At 62.1% G+C, this 20,623-nt stretch carries 17 protein-coding genes and 1 riboswitch; of the genes, 12 read left to right on the top strand and 5 right to left on the bottom strand.

Going from position 1 to position 20,623, the window contains the following annotated elements:
• From ROSMUCSMR3_RS04615 to trmB, 8 genes are all read left to right on the top strand, one after another.
• Complete coding sequence (locus tag ROSMUCSMR3_RS04615) at positions 1-540, top strand: OmpA family protein (protein WP_008280420.1); 540 nt, start codon at positions 1-3, stop codon at positions 538-540.
• 12 nt (positions 541-552) lie between these two features.
• Positions 553-858, top strand: a complete 306-nt coding sequence (locus tag ROSMUCSMR3_RS04610) for a hypothetical protein (RefSeq protein WP_037297429.1) — start codon at positions 553-555, stop codon at positions 856-858.
• A 226-nt stretch (positions 859-1,084) separates the two neighbouring features.
• The gene (locus tag ROSMUCSMR3_RS04605; RefSeq protein ID WP_232279184.1) at positions 1,085-2,017 is read left to right on the top strand and encodes a PhoH family protein; all 933 of its coding nucleotides are present in this window, start codon (positions 1,085-1,087) and stop codon (positions 2,015-2,017) included.
• Positions 2,018-2,023: 6 nt separating this feature from the next.
• Positions 2,024-2,512: an rRNA maturation RNase YbeY gene (gene ybeY, locus ROSMUCSMR3_RS04600; protein WP_081506597.1), complete on the top strand. Its 489-nt coding sequence runs from the start codon at positions 2,024-2,026 to the stop codon at positions 2,510-2,512.
• A 41-nt stretch (positions 2,513-2,553) separates the two neighbouring features.
• Positions 2,554-3,441 carry a hemolysin family protein gene (locus tag ROSMUCSMR3_RS04595; RefSeq protein WP_081506596.1) on the top strand — a complete coding sequence of 296 codons (888 nt, stop codon included), beginning with the start codon at positions 2,554-2,556 and terminating at the stop codon, positions 3,439-3,441.
• Positions 3,434-4,954, top strand: a complete 1,521-nt coding sequence (lnt, locus tag ROSMUCSMR3_RS04590; protein WP_081506595.1) for an apolipoprotein N-acyltransferase — start codon at positions 3,434-3,436, stop codon at positions 4,952-4,954. The genes ROSMUCSMR3_RS04595 and lnt overlap by 8 nt, the downstream gene beginning before the upstream one ends.
• 38 nt (positions 4,955-4,992) lie before the next feature.
• Positions 4,993-5,040: riboswitch (SAM-SAH riboswitch) on the top strand.
• Between the two features lie 5 nt (positions 5,041-5,045).
• A complete protein-coding gene (gene metK / locus ROSMUCSMR3_RS04585) occupies positions 5,046-6,212 on the top strand; it encodes a methionine adenosyltransferase (RefSeq protein WP_081506594.1) in 1,167 nt (388 codons plus the stop codon).
• A gap of 44 nt (positions 6,213-6,256) precedes the next feature.
• Entirely contained in the window at positions 6,257-6,970 is a 714-nt protein-coding gene (gene trmB / locus ROSMUCSMR3_RS04580; protein WP_008280412.1) for a tRNA (guanine(46)-N(7))-methyltransferase TrmB, read from the top strand.
• 36 nt (positions 6,971-7,006) lie between these two features.
• On the opposite strand, the gene argE is transcribed toward trmB, so the two are convergent.
• Positions 7,007-8,170 (bottom strand): acetylornithine deacetylase, encoded by a 1,164-nt coding sequence (gene argE, locus ROSMUCSMR3_RS04575; RefSeq protein WP_008280411.1) that lies wholly within the window; start codon positions 8,168-8,170, stop codon positions 7,007-7,009.
• Between the two features lie 315 nt (positions 8,171-8,485).
• Between argE and ROSMUCSMR3_RS04570 the strand changes: the two genes are divergently transcribed.
• The 4 genes from ROSMUCSMR3_RS04570 (at position 8,486) to ROSMUCSMR3_RS04555 (ending at position 17,053) form a co-directional block, all read left to right on the top strand.
• Entirely contained in the window at positions 8,486-12,256 is a 3,771-nt protein-coding gene (locus tag ROSMUCSMR3_RS04570; protein ID WP_081506593.1) for an Ig-like domain-containing protein, read from the top strand.
• Positions 12,257-12,331: 75 nt separating this feature from the next.
• Positions 12,332-13,639 carry a TolC family protein gene (locus tag ROSMUCSMR3_RS04565; protein ID WP_081506592.1) on the top strand — a complete coding sequence of 436 codons (1,308 nt, stop codon included), beginning with the start codon at positions 12,332-12,334 and terminating at the stop codon, positions 13,637-13,639.
• Positions 13,636-15,852 carry an ATP-binding cassette domain-containing protein gene (locus ROSMUCSMR3_RS04560; protein WP_081506591.1) on the top strand — a complete coding sequence of 739 codons (2,217 nt, stop codon included), beginning with the start codon at positions 13,636-13,638 and terminating at the stop codon, positions 15,850-15,852. The genes ROSMUCSMR3_RS04565 and ROSMUCSMR3_RS04560 overlap by 4 nt, the downstream gene beginning before the upstream one ends.
• 1 nt (position 15,853) lies before the next feature.
• Entirely contained in the window at positions 15,854-17,053 is a 1,200-nt protein-coding gene (locus ROSMUCSMR3_RS04555; RefSeq protein WP_008280407.1) for an HlyD family type I secretion periplasmic adaptor subunit, read from the top strand.
• A gap of 196 nt (positions 17,054-17,249) precedes the next feature.
• On the opposite strand, the gene ROSMUCSMR3_RS04550 is transcribed toward ROSMUCSMR3_RS04555, so the two are convergent.
• From ROSMUCSMR3_RS04550 to ROSMUCSMR3_RS04535, 4 genes are all read right to left on the bottom strand, one after another.
• The gene (locus ROSMUCSMR3_RS04550) at positions 17,250-17,780 is read right to left on the bottom strand and encodes a bactofilin family protein (protein WP_008280406.1); all 531 of its coding nucleotides are present in this window, start codon (positions 17,778-17,780) and stop codon (positions 17,250-17,252) included.
• The gene (locus ROSMUCSMR3_RS04545; RefSeq protein WP_198385577.1) at positions 17,770-19,089 is read right to left on the bottom strand and encodes a M23 family metallopeptidase; all 1,320 of its coding nucleotides are present in this window, start codon (positions 19,087-19,089) and stop codon (positions 17,770-17,772) included. Before ROSMUCSMR3_RS04545 ends, ROSMUCSMR3_RS04550 begins: the two co-directional genes overlap by 11 nt.
• A 183-nt stretch (positions 19,090-19,272) precedes the next feature.
• The gene (locus ROSMUCSMR3_RS04540; RefSeq protein ID WP_081506590.1) at positions 19,273-20,076 is read right to left on the bottom strand and encodes a ferritin-like domain-containing protein; all 804 of its coding nucleotides are present in this window, start codon (positions 20,074-20,076) and stop codon (positions 19,273-19,275) included.
• 20 nt (positions 20,077-20,096) lie between these two features.
• Positions 20,097-20,558, bottom strand: coding sequence for a peroxiredoxin (locus ROSMUCSMR3_RS04535; RefSeq protein ID WP_081506589.1), 462 nt, complete (start codon positions 20,556-20,558; stop codon positions 20,097-20,099).
• Positions 20,559-20,623 lie beyond the last annotated feature (65 nt).

The following is a 20,623-nucleotide window of genomic DNA, read 5'->3' as shown; positions in this document are numbered from 1 at the left end:
ATGCGGGGGGCGAGTGCCATTGCTCTTGGTGTCGCGGTGATGGCGAGTGGCGCATCCGCGCAGCAACAGCGGACTGTCGTCGGTGAACGGTATATTCCAACTATCTGGGTGGACCCCGATGGGTGCGAACATTGGGTGATGGATGACGGGGCTGAGGGCTATATGAGCCCGCATGTGACGCGCCAAGGTATTCCGGTGTGTCGCGAGGTCAATCTCTGCGGCGTTGTCAACACCGACCAGCTTTTTGCAACGGACAGCGCGCGTATCCACGCCTCTGGGCAGCAGCGCCTGCGAGAGTTTTTCCAGCAGGCCGGGGCGGTATCCTATACCATCGTTGGCCATACCGACAGCCGCGCATCGGATGAGTATAACATGGACCTGTCGCTGCGGCGGGCGAATTCTGTTGCGGCGGTTGCCCGCAGCAGCGGCGCAAGCATCGCGGATGTCCGCGGCTATGGCGAGCGGGTGCCCAAGGCGTCGAACAACACCGCCGAGGGCATGGCGCAGAATCGCCGTGTCGAAATCCTGTGCTGGCGCTGAGGGGGCTGTGCAATGAAAACCTATAAATTAGCACTCGCCCTGCCTATCGTCGGGATGTTGGCCGCCTGTGACGCGGGGCCGGACAAGACAGTAGACCGGAATATCTTTGACCGGGGGCATCTGAGTCAGATGCAGGCCGGCATTTGGGTTGATCCCAACGGCTGTGACCATTGGATCATCGACGATGGCGTCGAGGGGTATCTGTCGCAGCGTTTGGACAAGTTCGGCAAGCCGGTCTGTTCGGGTGTCGCCCCGCCGACCGTGGCGACGGGCAATTTCAAAGGTGGCTCGACAAGCCTGATCGGCGATCCGATTTGATCGGGCTTGCCCCATATGCTGAACCAATGTGCGGGCCCGGTGTGGCCCGCATTTTTTTCGCCGGTTTTCACGGAATCGTGGCTGGCTGCTTGCGCAGGCGGCGGCATCTTGGCACTGTAAAGGGGAACCTCTGACCCCGTGGGAGATATGCTTGGGTAACAACGCGCCGCCCCCCGCCGCCGATCTGGGCACTTTGCAAGAGTCCGTGATCGAATTCCCCGACAACATGCTGCTGATTGACCTCTGCGGCGAATATGATCGAAACCTAGCCGAAATCGAGCGTAAGCTGGCGGTGCAGATTGTCCGGCGCGGCAATCACTTGTCGGTTTTGGGCGAGGATGGACCGGTGCGTGAAGCCTCGGGCGTGTTGCAGGCGCTGTATTCCCGGCTGGAGAGTGGGCGTGCGGTTGAGAGCGGCGATGTGGACCGCGAATTGCGCATGGGCGGATCGGAGGTCGAGACTGGCGCACATGCGGGTGATCAGCTTGAGATGTTCAAAAGCGGCCCGGTCGAGATCAAGACCCGCAAGAAATATGTGGAGCCGCGCACCGAGGCGCAGAAATCTTATGTGCGGTCGTTGTTTGCGCATGAGCTGGCGTTTGGCATCGGGCCTGCGGGCACCGGCAAGACCTATCTGGCGGTGGCTGTGGGGGTCAATATGTTCATCGAGGGGCATGTGGACCGCATCATCCTGAGCCGCCCGGCGGTCGAGGCGGGTGAAAAGCTGGGCTATTTGCCGGGGGATATGAAGGACAAGGTCGATCCCTATATGCAGCCGCTTTATGATGCGCTGAACGATTTTCTGCCCGCCAAGCAGGTGCAAAAGCTGATCGAAGAGAAAAAGATCGAGATTGCGCCCTTGGCGTTCATGCGCGGGCGCACGCTGTCGAATGCCTTTGTGGTGCTGGATGAGGCGCAGAATGCGACCTCGATGCAGATGAAGATGTTCCTGACGCGCTTGGGCGAAGGCAGCCGGATGGTGATCACTGGCGACCGCACGCAGATCGACCTGCCGCGCGGTGTTCCCTCGGGGCTTGCCGATGCGGAGCGGCTGTTGACGCGGATTCCGCAGATCAGTTTCAATTACTTCACGTCCAAGGATGTGGTGCGGCATCCGCTGGTGGCCGCGATCATCGAGGCCTATGAGGCGGAAGGTTAAGACGCCATGCTGTGCGATGTGGTGATCGAGGACGACCGCTGGCAGGCGGCGGCGCTGGGGGATTTGGCCGAACGCGCCGCAAGAGCCACGCTGGAGCATCTGGCGATGGACCCCGAGGATTGGGAAATCAGCATTCTGGCCTGTGATGATGCGCGGATTGCAGTGCTGAACGAGGATTTCCGCGACAAGCCGCAGCCGACCAATGTGCTGAGTTGGCCCAGCGAAGAGAGGGCGGCGGAGGTGCCGGGGGTACGCCCTGCGCCCCCCATGCCTAGCCCCGATCCGGAGCTGGGGGATATTGCGATTGCCTGGGACACCTGTGTGCGTGAGGCGGCAGAGGGCGAAAAACCGCTGGCGGACCATGTGACGCATCTGATCGTTCATGCGGTGTTACATTTACTAGGCTATGATCACGTGCGTGACCAAGATGCCACTCTCATGGAAACAACTGAGGTGGAGATACTTGGCAAACTTGGGGTCAGTGACCCATATTAACCGTGCTGGGGCCCTGTGCCCCGTCACCTGGAAAGAGATGGATGGGCGAGAGTATCGACGGATCGTCTATGGCAGCGCAGAGCGCGCAGCCTGACGATGACAAGGAAACAGAGGAATCAGGCGGGTTTTTTCGCCGGATCCTTGGGGTTTTTTCCACGACTGATGAGGCCGAAGCGGCTGAGGATGAGCATCCGGCGCAAGCCAACGGCGTGCCGGGCATGGGCAATCTGCGGCATATGGCGGTCGAGGATGTGGCCATTCCAAAGGCCGATATCGTGTCGGTGCCCAATTCGATTTCCAAAGAAGACCTTGTGCATGTGTTTCGTGACAGCGGCATGTCGCGTCTTCCGGTCTATGAGGGAACCTTGGATTCGCCCATCGGCATGCTGCATCTCAAGGATTTTGCGCTGAAGCATGGGTTCAACGGCGAGACTGAGGAATTCAAGCTCGAAGATATGCTGCGCCCGCTGCTTTTTGTGCCGCCGTCAATGCCGATTGGTGTGCTTTTGCAGAAAATGCAGGCCGAGCGGCGGCATATGGCGCTGGTGATCGACGAATATGGCGGGGTGGACGGACTTGTGACCATCGAGGACCTGATCGAACAGGTGGTGGGCGAGATCGAGGATGAGCACGACATCGACGAAGATCATTACTGGACGCAGGAAAAACCCGGCTGCTACGTGGCCCTTGCCAAGACCCCGCTTGAGGATTTCGAGGCCGAGATTGGGATGTCTCTGACCGAGGCGGACGAAGTCGATGAGGAAGAAATCGACACGCTGGGTGGTTTGGTCTTTATGTTGCTTGGCCGGGTGCCGGTGCGTGGCGAGGTGATCGAGCATCCCGCCGGGCCGGTGATCGAGGTGATGGAGGCCGACCCGCGGCGCATCAAACGCGTGCGCGTGCGTCTGCCCGAGGCAAAGAATGCCTGAAACAGGCCGGGCCGCGGCCCTGATTGATCGGGTTGTGGGCCTGTCATGGCGCGGGCGTGTTCTGGTGTTGGGGGCGCTGGGGGCCGTGGCCGCATTGGGGCAGGCGCCGGTCGGGGCATGGCCGCTGAGCATTCTGGCCTTTGCGCTGCTGTACGGGGTGTTCTTGCGCGCTGCGGGTGTACGGCAGGCGGCATGGATCGGCTGGGCCTTTGGCACCGGCTATTTTCTTGTTTCGCTCAACTGGATCATCGAGCCGTTTTTGGTCGATGTGGCGCGGCATGGCTGGATGGCCCCTTTTGCCCTGTTGGGATTATCTGGGGGGCTTGCGCTTTTTGCGGCGGCGGCCCTTGGGCTTGGGCGTTCCTTTGGCGGCGGTGCCTTGGGGTTTGTCGGGGGTCTGGGGCTGGTCGAACTGGCGCGGGGATATGTGCTGACGGGGTTTCCTTGGGCGCAGCCGGGGCATGTGTTGATCGACACGCCACTTTTGCATTGGGCCTCGTACCTTGGATCGCTTGGGTTGACGGCGCTGGTGCTGCTGGCGGCGGTGGCCTTGTGGATGGCACTGACGGGGGCGCGGGCAGGATTTGCTGCCTTGGGGGCTATGGCGCTTTTGTGGCCTGTCGGAGCGATGCTGACGCCTGACGCGGGGGCCGGGCCAGAGGCCGCAATAGTGCGGTTGATCCAGCCCAACGCGCCGCAGCATGAGAAATGGGACCCTGAAAAGATCCAAGGCTTCTTTGACCGCCAATTGGCGTTTTCGGCGGCGGGCGAGGGGCGGCCCGATCTGATCGTCTGGCCGGAAACGGCGGTGCCGGTGATGCTCGAGAATGCCGCGCGCACACTCGAGGTGATCTCGGACGCGGCGGGGGGCGTGCCGGTGGTGGTCGGCCTGCAACGCCGCGAGGAGCTGCGTCTTTTCAACACGCTGGCGCTGGTTGAGGCCGGGGGCAGTGTGGCGGCGGTTTATGACAAGCATCATCTGGTGCCGTTTGGCGAATACATGCCCTATGGGGATGTCTTGGCGCAGTGGGGTATTCACGGGATGGCCTCTAAGGACGGGCAGGGGTTCTCGTCTGGTCCGGGGGCACAGGTGATCGAGATGGGTGCGCTGGGGCGCGCGCTGCCGCTGATCTGCTACGAGGGGGTTTTCGCGCAGGATTTGCGGGCGGCACCGGGGCGGGCGGATTTCATCCTGCTCATCACCAATGACGCGTGGTTTGGCAAGTTTTCTGGCCCCTATCAGCATCTTGCGCAGGCGCGGTTGCGCAGTGCGGAATTTGGCCTGCCGATGATCCGGGTGGCCAATACCGGCGTTTCGGCAATGATCGACGCAGCCGGGCGGGTGACTGAGTCTTTGCCCTTGGGCGAGGCGGGGTGGCGCGATGCGGCGCTGCCGCCACCTTTGCCGCCCACGGTTTATGCGCGGCTGGGCGATGCGCCGATGCTGGCAATTTTCCTTGTTTTGCTGGGGCTGTCGCGGTTGGATCACAGGCGCAGGGCCGCGCGCATATAGGCATTGACGCAGGTTCTAGAGGGGCGTAACCACACGCTAATCCCCCACAACGGCTTCCTGGCGTGGCGGTGACATCAAATGGAGCAACTTCATGTCAAGACAGAATTACCTTTTCACTTCCGAATCCGTTTCGGAGGGGCATCCGGATAAAGTGTGTGACCGGATTTCCGACGCTATTCTTGATGCATTTCTGACCGAAGAAGCCAATGCGCGGGTCGCCTGTGAGACCTTTGCCACGACCAATTGCGTGGTTGTCGGCGGTGAGGTCGGGCTGAGTGATCAGTCGCGGCTCAAGGATTTCATGGGCCGGATTGACGGGATCGTGCGCGATTGCGTGCGCGACATCGGTTATGAGCAGGATGCCTTTCATTGGAGTACTCTGAAATTGCAGAACCTGCTGCATCCGCAATCGGCGCATATCGCGCAGGGTGTGGACCGGGACGGGGCCGGGGATCAGGGCATCATGTTTGGCTATGCCGTGGATGAAACACCGGAATTCATGCCGGCACCGATCCTTTATTCGCATGCGATCCTCAAGCGGTTGGCGGAGGTGCGTAAATCCGGTGCCGAGCCGACGCTGGGGCCGGATGCCAAATCGCAGCTGACGTTGCGCTATGAGGGGGGTCGCCCGGTGGCGGTGACGCAACTGGTGCTTTCGACGCAGCATGCGGATGAGAGCCAGACCAGCGATGACATCCGCGCGATTGTAGAGCCCTATATCCGCGAGGTTCTGCCTGCAGGTTGGCTGAGCGATGAGACCGAGTGGCATGTGAACCCCACCGGCACCTTTGTGATCGGCGGGCCGGATGGGGATGCGGGCCTGACGGGGCGCAAGATCATTGTGGATACCTATGGTGGCGCGGCCCCGCATGGTGGTGGTGCGTTTTCGGGCAAAGATCCGACCAAGGTGGACCGTTCGGCGGCCTATGCCGCGCGCTATCTGGCCAAGAACGTGGTCGCGGCCGGTCTGGCGCAGCGCTGCACGCTGCAACTGAGCTATGCCATTGGTGTGGCCAAGCCGCTGTCGATCTATGTCGATACGCATGGCACCGGCCAAGTGCATGAAAGTGCCATTGAAAAGGCCGTGGCACAGTGCATGGACCTGACGCCGCGCGGTATTCGTGAGCATCTGTCGCTGACGCGGCCGATCTATGCGCGCACCGCAGCCTATGGCCATTTCGGGCGTGCGCCCGAGGCCGATGGCGGCTTTAGCTGGGAGCGGACCGATCTGGTTGACGCTCTGAAAAAAGCTGTTTGATCAGAGGGCTGGCGCGTGATCTTCACGCGCCAGTTTAAGTTTGCATGAGCCAAGACAGACATCCGACAGGCGCGCCTTGGCGCAATTTTTATGGCCGGTTCAAGGGTAAGACCCTGCGGCCAAGCCAAGAGACCTATCTGGACGAAGATCTAGCGAAATTGTCACCGGGTGCCGTCGATTGGGATGTGAACCCCGAGCGGCAAGAAATTGATTTGCCGTCGCTTTTCGGCGACCGCGAGATCTGGCTTGAGATCGGGTTTGGCGGCGGAGAGCATATGGTGCATCAGGCCGCGCAAAATCCGCAGGTCGGGATCATCGGCTGTGAGCCGTTCATCAACGGTGTGGCGATGCTCTTGGGGAAAATCCGGGCGGCAGAGACACAGAATGTCGCGGTATATCCCGGCGATGTCCGCAATATGTTTGATGTTTTGCCCGAGGCGTCGGTGTCACGGGCGTTTCTGCTTTATCCTGATCCCTGGCCCAAGGCGCGCCACCACAGGCGGCGCTTTGTGACGCAAGAGCATCTGGAACCGCTGGCCAAGGTGTTGAAAAAGGGTGCGATTTTCCGTGTGGCCACGGATATTCCCGATTATGTGCGCCAGACCCTAGAGGAAGTGCCGCGCGCGGGCTTTGAGTGGCTGGCAGAGGGGCCTGCGGATTGGCGCAATCCTTGGGGGGATTGGATTTCGACGCGCTACGAGCAAAAGGCGCTGCGCGAAGGGCGTGTGCCGCATTACCTGACGTTTCGGCGGGTGTAAGCGCGGCGGCGCGCCGCGCAGATCAACGAGCGCCCCTCAGCGCCCAAGCCGATCGCCCAAGCGCCCCAACATGTCGAGACATTGCTGGAGTTGGTCGAGCGAGAGGTATTCGTCGGGCTTGTGCGCCTGATCAATCGAGCCGGGGCCGCAGACGACCGCCGACATACCATAGCTTTGGAACAGCCCCGCCTCGGTGCCGAAGGGCACGAGATCTGCGCCATTGGCGCCGGTGAGTTCCATCATGATGTCGCGGGCTTCGTTCAGATCGGTGGGTTCGAGCCCGTCCACCTCGCCGATGATTTCGGTGACGACGCTGGCATCGGGGCAAATCTCGCGCATGCGGGGGAGCAGCATTTCTTCGCAATAGCGGCGCAGGTCCTCTTTGACGAAATTGGCATCGGCGGCCTGAACGGGGCGCATCTCCCATTCAATGGTGGCGTTGGAGGCGATGACGTTATGCGCCACGCCGCCCTTGAGCGAGCCGGTGTTGATTGTGGTCCAAGGCGGATCGAAGCGGCTGTCTTTGGGGGCGCGGGCGCGCAGCGCCTCTTTGAGTTCCAGAAGGCGGTTGACGTAGCGCACCGCGTATTCCACCGCGTTCACGCCCCGGTCCGGGGCAGAGCCGTGCCCGGCCAAACCGCAGAAATGGGTGGTGTATTCATAGCAGCCCTTGTGCCCTTCGATCACGCGCATCATCGTGGGTTCGCCGATGATGGCCACGCCGGGGCGCAGGTTGCGGGCACGCAGGCTTTCGACCAAGGCCTGCGCACCGAAACAGCCGACTTCCTCGTCATAGGTGAAGGCAAAGTGAATGGGACGGTCGCGCACCCGCTCTGCGAAATAGGGGGCCATGGCGGTGGCCGCCGCGATAAAGCCTTTCATGTCGCAGGTGCCGCGCCCATAGAGCCGTCCCTCGTGTTCGGTCAGTTCGAACGGGTCTGAGGCCCAATCCTGTTCGGCCACCGGCACCACATCGGAATGGCCTGACAGCACGATGCCGCCGTCCACCTCTGGCCCGATGGTGGCAAAGAGATTGGCCTTGTGGCCGATATCGTCGTGAAAGATGTCGACGCGCGCGCCTGCGGATTCGAGGCGGTGCCCGAGATAGGCGATCATGTCGAGATTACTGAGTTCGGAAATCGTGGGAAACGCGATCAACTCGCGCAGGAGGCCAACGGTATCGGAAAGCTGAGTGGTCACGGGGAAGGGTCCTGTGATGGCAAAATGAACAACTGCCCGACAGTGTGGATCGCCGCGCGGCCCGTCAACCCCCCGTCTGGGAGCAGCCTGCGCTATGTCCGGTTTGATTGTGTTGTGGGGTTTCTGATCGTCTCAGCCGTGTGGTGGGGCGTGCTCAAAGAGACTCAGTCTGTCCATATCTATGGAAAAGCGGCGTATTTTGGGGGGGCGGGATCAAAAACATCTAGCGATTGCGGCGGAAAAAAGATAATTAAGACACAATAAAACAAATCGGCACACCAAAGTGCCGAACCCTGAGGTCAGAGTGGTGGTGTTATGAAAGCGATTGATTTTGTCGCTCGCACAGATGCGGGCAATTCGCAGCGTGGGTCAATTCCGGGACAAGATGGCGTAAGCATCATTCCGGCGGGCAACGGACAAGAAATTTCTCTTAATCTTCGGCAAATGGACATTCAGGGTTATGCCCGGGATGGCTCTAACCTTGTGATCAACCTGTCAGATGGCAGGGTGGTTGTGCTGGAGGGATATTATTCCGCAACCGGGGCGCCTGTGAGCCGGCTGTTCATCAGCGCCGACGGTTATCTCAATGAGGTGACGCTGAGCGAGGGCGGCGATGGGCCGGTCTATGCACAGTATGGCCCGACCGAAAATTGGGCCAAATGGAGCCCGGATGAAGAGCTGATCTTTTTGGGCGGCAACGAGGTGACGGGGCCGGTTGAAGATGACGAAGTGTCAATGCTGGGGGCGGCCTTTTTGGGGGGCGGCGGTCTTTTGGGGTTGGGCGGCGTCGGGGCTGCGGGGGCTGCGGCAGCGGTTGTCGCCGGTAGCGGCGGCGGCGATGGTGGCGGTGGCCGCGGTCGGATCGAGCCCACGGTCAATGAGGATGGCACGATCACGATTGGCGGGGATCAGGATGATCCCAAGATCACAATCACCGGCGATGCCGAACCGGGATCCGAGGTGGATGTGACCATCGGCGATCAGACGGTCACCACTGAGGCTGACGAAGACGGGAAATGGGAGGTCGTGTTCGAAGACGAGACCTTCCCCGAAGATGGCGAGCATGATGTGGTTGTCGTCGTCACAGAGCCTGACGGCACCGAGACCACGCTAGAAGGGCCGGTGGTGGTGATCGACACCACGCCGCCCGAGGTGGTGATCGAGGATGGTGTGGTGTCGACCGACGATATCGTCAATGCCGACGACTATGAGGACGGCATCGAGATCACCGGCAGCGGAGAACCGGGGGCCGAGATTTCCGTTGTGATCGAGGGCGTCACCGAAACCACGGTCATCGGTGAGGATGGTCAGTGGGAAGTGGTGTTTGATCCTGCCGATATTCCCGGGGGCGAGCGCGAGGTGGCGGTGGTGATCACCGCGACGGATGCGTTTGGCAATTCGACCGTGGTCACGGATGTTGTGGCGATTGATACGGTGCCGCATCCGATTGTGATCAACGCGTCTGAGGTTGGGGGCGATGGTGTTGTCAATCTGGTGGAAGAGGGGGCCGGTGTGGCAATCACCGGCAGTTCGACGCCGGGGGCCACTGTCACGGTGACGGTCGAGGGTGTATCCCGCGATGTGCTCGTGGGCGAAGATGGCACCTGGCGAGCAGAATTTGATCCGGGCACCCTGCCCGGTGGGCAATATGAGACTGTGGTGACGGCAACCACTGTTGATGCGGCGGGCAATGCCAGCAGCACCACAGGGACATTCCGCGTTGACACTGAAGTGCGCGATTTCGGCATGACCGGTGCGCCCGGTGGGGCCGATGGTGTGATCAACGCCGCTGAGCAGGGCGATGGCTTTACGATGAGCGGCACGGTCGAGCCGGGCTCGACGGTGCGCCTGACCTTTGGCACGGCAGTGGTGGATGCGGCGGTGGCGGCGGATGGCCGCTGGACCGCGACATTCACCGGCGCGCAGATTGCGGGCGGCACCTATACCGGTGATATCGTGGCGGTCGCCACGGATGCCGCAGGCAATGTCAGCGAATTGCGCCAAGCGGTGAGTGTGGATACCGAGGCCAATGATCTGAGTCTTGCGACCGATACGGTCGGGGGCGACGGCACGGTGAACCTTGTCGAAACGGGCGGGCAGGTGGCGATCACCGGCACTGCCACGCCGGGGGCTACAGTGACCGTCACATTCGCAGGCGTGACGCAGGATGTGGTTGCCAATGCGTCGGGCGCTTGGGTGGCCACTGTCGCGGGCAGCGCGCTGGCGGCGGGAACCTATGACGCCCCGGTCACGGCCGTATCCGTCGATGCAGCGGGCAATCGCGCCGATGTAAGCGGTTCGGTGCGTGTTGACACCGAAGTGCGCGATTTCGGCATGACCGGTGCGCCCGGTGGGGCCGATGGTGTGATCAACGCAGCTGAGCAGGGCGATGGCTTTACGATGAGCGGCACGGTCGAGCCGGGCTCGACGGTGCGCCTGACCTTTGGCACGGCGATGGTGGATGCCGTGGTGGCGGCGGATGGCCGCTGGACCGCGAGCTTTACGGGCGCGCAGATCGCGGGCGGCACTTATACCGGTGATATCGTGGCGGTGGCCACGGATGCCGCAGGCAATGTCAGCGAGTTGCGCCAAGCGGTGAGTGTGGATACCGAGGCCGGTCTTTTGACGCTGAACGCGGGGGCGATTGGTGGCGACGGCGTGATCAATGGGGCCGAGGCGGATGCTGGCGTGCTGGTCACCGGCACGGCTGATGTCGGGGCAACCGTGATTGTCAGTCTCGACGGGGTGGAGCATACGGTGCAGGCCGATGGCGCAGGTCGTTGGCAGAGCCGCTATGAAAGCGCCGAGATCACGCGTGGCACGCATGTGCCCGAGGTGAGCGCGCGCACGGTCGATGCGGCAGGCAATCCGACCGAGGTCGAGGCGACGGTGCGCGTGGATACGCAGGTCGACAACCTTAGCCTCAGCGATCTGAACCTTGCGATTGGGGCCGATGGGCGCGATGTCATCAATAATGACATCGCGACGGGTGGTTTCAACGTCACCGGCACGATCGAGCCGGGCAGCCGGGTATTTGTCACCATCGACGGGGTGCAGCACGAGGCGCAGGTGGCGGCCAATGGAAATTGGGTGGCACGCTTTGGCCCCAATGAGATTGCACCCGGCGAGCGCGACGTTGCGTTGCGGGTCGATGTGACCGATCCGGCGGGAAATATCGCATTCCTCACCGATACGGTGCGGGTCGATACCTTGGTCAATGAGCTGAGCCAGGATGGGCCGGTGACATCGGACAACATCATCAACATCTCTGAGGCGGCGGCAGGTGTTACTCTGACCGGGCAGGTGGAGCCGGGATCAAGCGCCGAGGTGCGGGTTTTTGGCCGGACCTATCAGGCGGTGGTCGATGCGGCAGGCAACTGGTCTGTAAGCTTGCCCACTGCGGATATTCCCCGGCAGGATGGTCAAGCCCCGATGGTGGTTTTTGCGACCGATGGGGCAGGCAATACGCATCAGATCACGAGCAGCCTGACGCTCGATATGGTCGCGCCTGAGACACCGGGGATCGTGGGCTATTTCCGGCAGGGCGACGGCTATCGCAATGCCACGGTGGAAACGAGCGCGGACGATGTGAGCATTCATCAGGTCGATGCGGGCGGCAATGTGCGCGAATTGGCACTGGGTGAGCAGGCCAACCAATTCACCGGCGAGACGGATTACTTCTTTCTCAACGGGGCAGGCCAGTTGGCACCGGTATCGGATGGCTCGCAATTGGTGGTGACCAGCACAGATGCCGGGGGCAATACCGCGAGCACCTATGTCGTGCTGGATGAGACCAGCACATCGGTTGTGAACATCGCCAATCCCAATCTTAGCGCCTTTGACATCGAGACGATTGATCTGCGGTTTGGCGATCAGGCGCAATTGAGCCTGACCGAAGAGCAGGTTCTGGCGCTTTCGGGCAATAGCGATACGGTTCTGGTTCAGGGGGGCGCGGATGACCGCGTGACGCTGACCGGGGCCGAGGCCGCAGGCCGCACACAGATCGACGGTCAGACCTATGACATCTACACGCTGGGCAATGATGCCACGGTCGTGGTGGATGAGGATATCCAGATCGTCACCTGATGCCGGACAGGGACGCGCGCCCGTGCCGGGGTGCGCGTCTCCAAAGACAAGGCCGGAACGGTCGGAGGACTATGTATGGGGACTGTAACGAGGGGCTTTTTGCTTGCGGGGGTCTGTTTGGCGCTTGCAGGGTGTTGGCGCGACGACGGTAGCGATGCCGAAGTGTCACGCGCCGCCGCAGGGCCAGACCTTCGCCCGGATGAGGTGGCGCGGGCCAAAGAGGCCGCAGGTTCCGAGATCATCCGCGATTTGCAGGCGCGCCGATCGGTTTTGGCGCCGGGCAGCAGTTTTGATCAGGTCGCTGGATCGGTTTTGGCCGCCTATAGCCGCAGTGCCGAAGCGGATTTGCTGAGTGCGCGGTTGCGCGCCGAGGCGGCATCCAAGAACTGGTTGCCGCGCGTTGGGCCCAATATCAGCCTGACCAGTCTGAGCGATCTGGTCAGCCAGTTGATCGTCGAGCAGGTGTTGTTCGACAACGGCCGCAAAAAGGCGGAGCGCGACTTTGCCAAGGCCGATGTCGAGGTGGCCGCCGTGACGCTGGCCGAGGATGTGAACGGGCGCGTGTTCGAGGCGCTCTCGCTCTATCTGGATGCGGCGCAGGCGCGCGAGCGGCTGGTGCTGGAACGGCGCACGCTGGAGGATATGAGCCATTTTGAATGGATCATGTCGGAGCGGGTCAAGGGCGGCGTATCGGATATGTCTGACCTCAATATCCTGCGCTCGCGTCTGGCGGAAATCCGCGAGGTGATGGCTGGGCAGCAAGAGGCCGAAGCCACGGCGCTGGCAGAATTGAACGCCATGGCGGCGCGGCCCCTTGGGGGGGTGACGGGCCTGTCGGAGGTGCCGGTTGACGCGGGGTCTGTGCAATCCTTGGACGTTCTGCGCGCCATGGCCGAGGCCGAACGCGACACCGCTGAGGCGGTGATGGCGCGGGCGGGTTTCTTGCCCGGATTGACGGCGGGGGGCACGGTTGGCAATGGCGACACGAGTTTTGGGCTGAACCTGCGGTCCGAACAATTGCTGGGTTTGGGCACCGGGGCGCAATTGAAGGCGGTGGACGCCGATAAAGAAGCCGCCAAGCGCCGCCGCGCGCAGGCGGATGAGGATAGCAACCGGGTTGTGCAGCGGCTGGAGGGGCAGTTGAGCGCCCTGTCGCGGCAGGTGGGCGAGGCAAGCACGCTGCGCGATACTGCCAAGGCCAATCTTGATCTTTTCCAAGCGCAATACGATGCCGGGCAGCGTGATGTCATGGATGTGGTTGGTGTCTATGAGACCTTTGCCCAGCGGCAAGCGCGCGCGCTGGCCCTGAAATACGAACTGGCGCTGGCGCGGCTGGAACTGGCGCGGCATTTGGGCGTGCTGGCGGAGGGGAGCCGGATTTGACCAAGGCCCCCGTCGCCCTGACGATCACGACCGGCGCGCGCGGGGGTGAGGCAAGTGGCCCACAACCTGCGCCAGCGCGGTTTGGTGAGCGGGCTGTGGCGCGGGCGAAACTGGGGGTGGCCTATGCCGCGCTTTTGGGTATCGAAGCGGTCGAGCGCGATATTCTGGAGGCGATGATCGCCAGCAAGGCGGGGGGTGGCCCTACTGACCAGCCGCAACCGCGCGCCCTGGCCGATGGGTTGGAGGCGGCGGGGCTGATGGCGCGGGTCAAGCCGGTGGCGCATCCGCATCCTGATCAATGGCCGGCGCTGGCGCAGATGACGAGCGGGCAATTCGTGCTGGTGCTGTCACAGGCGGGCAGCGTGTTGACGATCCACGACACCACCTGCGCCGATCAGCGCGCCGAGGTGCCGCTGGCCGAGTTCGAGCCGTTCTTTACCGGCCTTGTGGTGCGGGCCGATGCCCCGGTGCAAAGCCTGAGCCGCGCGCATGATGCGCCCGAGGCCGCGCCGCATTGGTTCTGGAGCCAGTTTGCCGGGTTCCGGCGGCATATTGCAGAGGTGGCGCTTGGCTCTTTCGTGGCCAATATTCTGGCGGTGGCGGTCGCGCTTTTTGCGCTTCAGGTTTACGACCGGGTGATCCCGCATCAATCTGAGGCGACGCTGTGGGTATTGGCGGCGGGGGCGGGTCTTGCGCTGGTGATGGAAGCCGCGCTGAAAATTGCGCGGGCGCAGTTGATGGACGGGGCCGGGCGGCAGATCGAACTCAATGTGCAGCGAATTCTGATGGACCGTATTCTTGGGATGCGGTCCGAGATTGCGAGCAAGAGCCCGTCGCAGATATTCTCGGCGATGCGGGAATTCGGATCGGTACGGGAGTTCTTTACCGCCTCGACCATTGGCACGCTGACGGATTTGCCGTTCATCGTGGTGTTTCTGGCGCTGGTGGCGTCGATTGCGGGCAATGTGGTTTGGGTCTTGATCCTGGGCGGGGTGATCATGGTTCTGCCCGGTTTCTTGTTGCAACGCCGGATGATGCGGCTGACGCAAGAGATGCAGGGGGCGAGCGCGCGGGGGGCGCGGCTGTTGCATGAGGCGATATTCGAGTTGGATACGCTCAAGACGCAGCGGGCCGAGGACCGGTTTCGCCGGATTTGGGGCGAGTTGACGGCGCTTCAGGCGATCAAGTCGAGCGAGCAGCGGCGGCTGGGATCGGTGCTGAGTTTCTGGGCGCAGGCGGTGCAGCAGGCGACTTATATCGTGGCGGTGATCCTTGGCTCTTATCTGGTGTTCGCGGGCGAGTTTACTGTGGGTTCGATCATCGCCGTGGGGATTTTGACCAGCCGCACACTGGGGCCGCTGACGCAGCTTTCGAGCACGCTGGCACGCTGGGGAAATGTGAAATCGGCGCTGGTGGGGTTGGATGCGATTGCGCTGGCGGATCAGGACGAGGGCGAGGGGCGCAGCTATTTGCGGCGCACGGCGTTGACCGGCGCCTATGAGCTGCGCGAGGTGCAGTTTGCCTATGACGCAGGCGGAGCGCCGGTGCTGGATATTCCGGGGTTGATCATTCAACCCGGTCAGGTGGTGGCGGTGCTGGGCACCAACGGGTCTGGCAAATCGACCTTTCTCAAGCTCTTGTCAGGGCTTTATGCCCCAAGCCGGGGGCGATTGATGCTGGATGGCACCGATATGGGGCAGATCGCGCCGCGCGATTTGCGGCGGATGATCGGCTATCTGGGGCAGGATGTGCGGCTGTTCACCGGCAGCCTGCGCGAGAACCTGAACCTGACCTTGCTGGAGCGCGATGACGCGCGGCTGATGCAGGCGCTGGATTTTGCCGGTTTGGGGCCCTTTGTGCGCGGGCATCCCAAGGGGTTGGACCTCGAGATACTGGACGGCGGTCAAGGGCTGAGCCAAGGACAGCGGCAGAGCATTGGCTGGGCGCGGCTATGGTTGCAGGACCCGGCGGTGTGCCTGTTGGACGAGCCGACGGCGGCGCTGGATCAGACGCTGGAGCGCACGCTGGTCAGCCGGTTGGAGACATGGCTGAAGGGGCGCACGGCGGTGATCGCGACGCACCGGATGCCGATCCTGAGCCTGACAAGCCGGACACTTATTCTGCAAGCCGGGCGGATGGCGGTGGACGGGCCGCGCGATCAGGTGCTGGCGCATCTGGCGCAGGCGGCGGGCACCGGGCCGGGAGGGGCATGAGATGAGCGACGTGGGCGCGCGCAGTACGGCCAGCATTCTGGCGGAATTGAACGGGCGCTTGCGCGGGCCGAGCCTGATGGTTTGGCTTTGTGCGGCGAGCGTGTGGATTTTCATCCTTTGGGCGGCGTTTGCGTGGATCGACGAGATCGTGCGCGCGCCGGGCGAGTTTATTTCCACCTCGCGGCCGCAGATCATCCAGAATCTTGAAGGGGGTATTCTGGCGGAATTGCTGGTGCAGGAGGGGGATGTGGTGGCGCGCGGCGATGTTCTGGCGCGGCTGCACGATACGCGGTTCAATTCCGAAGTGGCGGATCTCCAGGACCAGATCGCGGGGCTTGAGGTGCGGCAACTGCGGCTTGAGGCGGAATTGGCGGGGCAGTTCGATTTTACGGTGCCCGACGGGCTGGCGGGGCAGGCGGGGGAAATGGTCGCCTCTGAGCGCGCGCTTTTGAAGGCGCGGCAAGAGGATTTCGTCAAGCGCAGCGAAGGGGCCAAGCGCGTGATGCAGCAATCCGCCGAGGAAAAGCGGCTGTTGGAAGGATTGCTGGAGAAAAAGATCGTTGCGCTGATTGAGGTTACGCGCGCCCGCAAGGCGCATGCGGATTCCGAGAAACGCTATGATGAGATCATCACCCAAGCCGAGTTGGAGCGGGCAGAGGCCTATTCCGAGACCCTGAAGGAATTGGCGACGCTGCGCCAGAATTTGCGCGCCAGTCAGGATCAGTTGAACCGGACGGTGCTGCTGAGCCCATTGCGCGGGGTGGTCAACAATCTGAGCGTGACGACGATTGGCGGTGTGGTGCGCCCCGGCGAAGAGATTCTGGAGATCATCCCGCTGGATGAAGAGATGTTTGTCGAGGCGCGGGTCGAGCCACGCAATATCGCCAATATCCGGCGCGGGCAGGAGGCGACGATCAAACTGACCGCCTATGACTATACGATTTATGGCACGCTAAAGGGCCGGGTGGATTTCATTTCCGCCGATACGTTCAAGGATGAGCGGGCGCGTGAGGCGGATGGTGATCCGCATTACAAAGTATCGCTGCGGGTGGATATGAGCGCGCTGACACCCCGGCAGGCGGGGATAGAGATCAGGCCCGGTATGCAGGCCGAGGTGGAGTTGCACACGGGCGAAAAGACCGTGCTGCAGTACTTGCTGAAACCGCTCTACAAGAGCCAACAGGCGCTGCGCGAGCCGTAAGGTACCTTGCGTCTGATCGGGGGCATATCGCACCGGCTCCCGCGCCGGGGCTACGACGCTGCCTCGGAGAGGTCCCGGGAGCAAGCCCGGGACGGGGGGGGCGATGGGGCGCAACACGCCATAGAGGCAGGGCAATGGGCATGAAAAAGGCGGCTATGGCACGGGGCCACGCCGCCTTTTTGGTTCTGTGCTTGGCTTAGCCTTCGGCGGGCTTGGGTGCCGCGGGGGCTGCGGCGGCGGGGGCCGCGGGCTTGGGGGCGTTCTTGTTGCCGGTCAGAGGATCGTCCTGACGCTGCACCGAGCCTTCGAAATGCGCGCCGCTTTCGATGGCGATGGTCTTGTGGATGATGTCCCCCTCGACGCGGGCGGTCGAGGTCAGGCGCACCTTGAGGCCACGCACGCGGCCCACGATACGACCGTTGATCACCACGTCATCGGCGATCACTTCGCCCTTGATGGTGGCGCCTTCGCCCACGGTCAGCAGATGCGCGCGGATATCGCCCTCGATCGAGCCTTCGACCTGAATATCGCCGGTGGTCTTGAGGTTGCCGGTCACGTGCAGGTCCGAGGACAGCACAGAGGCGGGCGGCTTGGCCTTGGGGGCGGAGGCCTTGAATTCCGTATTCAGCGCGTCAGGCCGCGCCGAATCGAGCCGGTTCTCGGAGGCAGCCGGTTTGGCCTCTGCAGGCTTTTGCGCGGGTTCGTTGATTTTGCTCTTAGAAAACATTGTTTGCAGCCTTGATATATATCATGGGGTTGACGGACTTGTCGCCGACGCGGACCTCGTAGTGTAGATGTGTGCCCGTAGAACGTCCAGAGTTGCCCATATCACCAATCCGTTCCCCGCGCGAGACCCTTTGCCCGACGTTGACACGGATTTGAGACAGATGCGCGTAGCGGGTTTCGATGCCAAAGGCGTGCTGGATCTTGATCAGGCGGCCATAGCCCGACAGCCAGCCCGCGTGGGTCACGACGCCATCGGCGGTGGAATAGATCGGCGTGCCATGGGGGGCGGCGAAATCGGTGCCTTGGTGCATCCGGCCCCAGCGCATGCCATAGCCCGATGTGTAGCGGAATGCGCTTTTGACGGGCAGGGCAAAGGGCGCCTTTTGCGCGGCAATGCGGTAGAGGTTCAGCTCGTCCATCCGGCCAAGGATGCGGTTTGCGCGCTCGGCATCGACGGAGGGTTCTTCGCCACGTGTAGAGAAGGACAGCGGCATCAGCGGGCCGCCCTGGCCGGAATAGCCCCGGCGCACAGTATCAAGCAAAGAATCGGTATTCAGCCCTGCGGCACGAAACATCTTGTCGAGCGGTTCGACAGAGATCGCCATCGCATCCTCAAGCTGGCTGAAGATCTGGTCGTTCTGATCCTTGAGCAGGTCCAGTTCCAGCGCCATCTCTTCGGCTTTGAGGAGGGCATCCTGGGCATTGGCGATGGTTGTATCGCGTTCCTCTGCGGCATCCTCGAGTGCGGCGGTCAGGAAATCGACGGTGGCATCAGAGCCTGCGTCGGCCGTCGGCCCGACGCCGGTGCCGCCTTCTGACTCGAGGGAGAGGGCCAATTGCTCGACCTCGTCGCGCGCTTCTTCGCGCTCTGACATGGTGCGGCGCAGGGTGGATTGGATCACCTCGATGCCGGTTTCCAATTCGCGGCGGCGGGTTTCGGACGCCAGCAATTCGGACTGCATCAGCGAAATCTGTTCGAGAGCGGAAGAGAACCGCTCTTGTGCGGCAATCGCCTCTTGCGCGCGCTTGTCGCGTTCGGAGGACAGGGCGTTGAGGCGGTTTTCATAGGTGCGCTGATCGCGCTTGGCCTGTTCGCGGAAGTTGCCGGCCCCGATATTGTCCATCACGAGGATAGAGGTGGCGATGATTGACCACGCTATGATCGCCGAGGCCCCGAGAAAGGCGAAAAGCTGTGTTGAGGGGCGCAGGCGAATGAACCGCGTGTCATTGTCGGATCGCAAAAAGACCCGACGTTCGGGAAAATACCTTTCAAGGATCGCATGGATTTTTATCGCAAGTCTTGTTCTCACGCGCTCATTGTCCCTGTTGCCCCTGCCGTAGTCCTAAAGGATGCCGCATTGATTGCAGGCACCGTAATGAACCGTGATTAGCCAGCGGTCGGGCTTTGGGCAAGATTTTTGACCAATCAGGGGGCGAGGCTGGGCTGTTTCTTGCCCGAGTGGCGGAAATTCGCCGATACTGCGGCCTGAATTTCAACCTTGAATTGAGCCAGCCTCGCTTAAAGGCCAGTAAAAATCGGGTGGAATGCCTGCTTCGGCCCGTTTTTCCTCGTTAAAGGGCGGTTTCAGCGCGCCGTGGAAGTAGCGGCGTACGAGGTCGTGGAAGGTGGTCTTGGGGTCGAGGTCATGGCGACCGCACAGAAAGTGGAACCATTTGGAGCCATAGGCGACGTGATGCACCTCTTCGGCATAGATCACCTGCATGGCGGCGACGGCGGCGGACTCTCCTGCGCGGTCGAACACTTCGATCATGCCGGGGGTGACATCAAGGCCGCGCGCCTCGAGCACCATGGGCACGACGGCAAGCCGACCCATGAAATCCTGCGCCGTATCCTCGGCGGCGCGCCACATGCCTGCATGGGCGGGCAGAGCGCCATAATGGCTGCCCATCGCTTCAAGACAGTCGCATATCATGTTGAAATGCTTTGATTCTTCATCAGCGGATTTGACCCAATCATCGTAAAAGCCAAGCGGCATTGGGATATCTGCAAAGCGTGCGATGATATCCCAATGCAGATCGACGGCGTTGAGTTCGATATGGGCCACGGCATGAAGAAGCGCGATGCGGCCCTGCACCGAACCGGGGCGGCGGCGCGGCACGTCGCGCGGGTCGAGCAGTACGGGCTGGGCGGGCCGGGCGGGACGCAGGGGCGGTTGCGCATGCCCCAAAGGAATGTCGCGCCCTGCCGCGCGCGCGGCGAACCATGTGGCGGCATGGGCGCGCGACAGCGCCGTTTTGGTGCGGCCGTCGTGGGTAGAGAGCACCGCGACGGCCATGTCTGTCAGGGTTTGGGGGGTCACAGGGCCTTGACCGCGTCCAGCACCTCTTCGGCGTGGCCCGGCACCTTGACCTTGCGCCAGACACGCGCGATGCGACCCTCGCCATCAATCAGGAAGGTCGAGCGTTCGATGCCAAAGTATTTCTTGCCATACATGCTCTTTTCCGCCCAGACGCCGTAGGCTTCGCAAACATCCGCGTGCTCGTCAGACAGGAGAGGCACAGTAAGTGCATGTTTCGATGCGAATTTTTCGTGGCTTGCGAGGCTGTCTTTGGAGATGCCCATGACCGTCACACCAGAGGCGTCGAACTGATCCTTGAGGGTGGAAAAGGCCACCGCCTCTTTTGTGCAGCCCGAAGTGTCATCGCGGGGATAGAAAAACAGGACAACTGCGCCGGGACGCAGGGCCGAGAGCGTAGTACTGTCACCCCCGGTACGCGGCAGGGTGAAATCGGGGGCCATTTCGGATGTATCGGGCATGGGGTATCCTCTGGGATGAAAAATTGTGAATTCCATATTAGGACGCAAGAGACCAGAATAAAGCC

The sequence above is a fragment of the Roseovarius mucosus genome (assembly GCF_002080415.1).
GTDB lineage: Bacteria > Pseudomonadota > Alphaproteobacteria > Rhodobacterales > Rhodobacteraceae > Roseovarius > Roseovarius mucosus_A.
Note: the sequence above shows the minus strand (reverse complement) of the source record. Positions and strands in the feature narration are given on the sequence as shown.